The organism is Nonomuraea antri, assembly GCF_013283785.1.
GTDB lineage: Bacteria > Actinomycetota > Actinomycetes > Streptosporangiales > Streptosporangiaceae > Nonomuraea > Nonomuraea antri.
The window spans coordinates 1-1,450 of sequence record NZ_JABCPZ010000529.1; the positions used below are offsets into that span (position 1 = coordinate 1).

2 protein-coding genes are annotated in these 1,450 nt (G+C 73.0%); one reads left to right on the plus strand and one right to left on the minus strand.

The window, feature by feature from the left end:
* Nucleotides 1–148 precede the first annotated feature (148 nt).
* Complete coding sequence (locus HII36_RS55145; RefSeq protein ID WP_236005241.1) at nucleotides 149–574, minus strand: MerR family transcriptional regulator; 426 nt, start codon at nucleotides 572–574, stop codon at nucleotides 149–151.
* Between the two features lie 123 nt (nucleotides 575–697).
* Between HII36_RS55145 and HII36_RS55150 the strand changes: the two genes are divergently transcribed.
* Nucleotides 698–1,396 carry a siderophore-interacting protein gene (locus tag HII36_RS55150; protein ID WP_173531380.1) on the plus strand — a complete coding sequence of 233 codons (699 nt, stop codon included), beginning with the start codon at nucleotides 698–700 and terminating at the stop codon, nucleotides 1,394–1,396.
* The last annotated feature ends 54 nt before the right edge of the window (nucleotides 1,397–1,450 follow it).

The window sequence follows — 1,450 nt, forward strand, 5'->3', positions numbered from 1 at the left end:
CCGGAAGGCGGGCCACCGGGAGGCGGGCCACCGGGAGGCGGGCTACCGGGAGGCGGATCGCCGGGAGGCGGCCACCGGAAGGCGGGCCATCAGGGAGGCAGGCCACCGGGAGGCGGCGGCCTGTGAGGGAAAGCCGCTGAAGCCAGGGTCAGGGGCTGAGGTGGTGGGCGGGTGTAAGTGGTGGGGACGGAGCCCCGGGTGGTGGGATGCGGGCCTCGATCTGGGCGTTGGCGTGGGGGCAGGTGTCGAAGGGGTTCGGGCAGGCCAACGCGTGCTCGATCATCGTCTTGGCCGCCTGCGCATCGGCGATCCGGCGTTCCAGCACCTCCAGGTGCTCCCTGAGCACCCCGTCGTGGTCCATCGGGTTCCCCGACGAGAACAGCTCGCGTATCGCCGGCAGCCCCAGCCCCGCGTCCTTGCCCATCAGGATCATGGCGATGCGCCGCAGGTCCGCCGGGCCGTAGCGGCGGTGGCCGCTCTCGTGGCGGTCGGGGTTCAGCAGGCCGACGCTCTCCCAGTGCCGCAGCACGTGCGTGGGCAGCCCGAACCGCCCGGCCAGTTCGCCGATGGTCATGCCACTTGACTTCATGTGCACATTAACCTTCATCGTGGCCGGCATGAGCAACAGCTACCGATCACCGGCCGGCACGGCCGCCCAGGATTCACCCGCACGTCCGCCCCGGACGGAGGTGGCGCGATGAGCCTGTTGGATCTGATCATGGTCACCGGCACGGTCGAGGAGGTCGAGCAGGTCGCCCCGCGCGTGCGCCGCATCGCGATCTCGGGCGTGCCGGGTCTGCCGTGGCGACCCGGGCAGCACGTCCGCGTGCTGGTGACGGACCTGATGGCGCTGCGTACCTGGCTGAGCGGCTTCAAGGACGTCCTGCGCACCTACTCCGTCTGGGACTACGACCCGCGCGGACGGCTCGACCTGTGTGTGCTCGACCACCCCCAGGCCGGCCCGGGCGCGCTCTGGGCCAGGACGGCGAGCATCGGGCAGCAGGTGGCGTTCACCAGGCCCGAGGGACGGCTCCTGCCGCGTGACGAAGCGCCGTACCACCTCTTCGCGGGCGACGAGACGGCGGCGCCGGCGTTCGGCGCCATGTTGCGGGCGCTGCCGCCCGCGGCCCGGGTGTTCGGCGCGGTCGCCACCGCGGGGCTGCCGCTCCCGAGAGCCGGGGAACTGGCCGCGGTGGAGACCACCCCGGAGGCCGGGGGGCTGGCGGGCCGGGTGCGGGAGCTGGAGCTGCCGGAGCGTCCCGGGGTGGCCTATGTGGCGGGTGAGGCGCGCGACTGCCAGGCGGTACGCCACCACCTCATGCGCGAACGCGGCTGGCCCCGCGACGCGATCAAGGTGAAGGCCTTCTGGGCGCCGGGCAAACGGGGGCTCGACTAGAACGGGGGCTCGACCAGGAGGCCCGGGGATCAGCCACTGGGAGTGGCCTGGGCG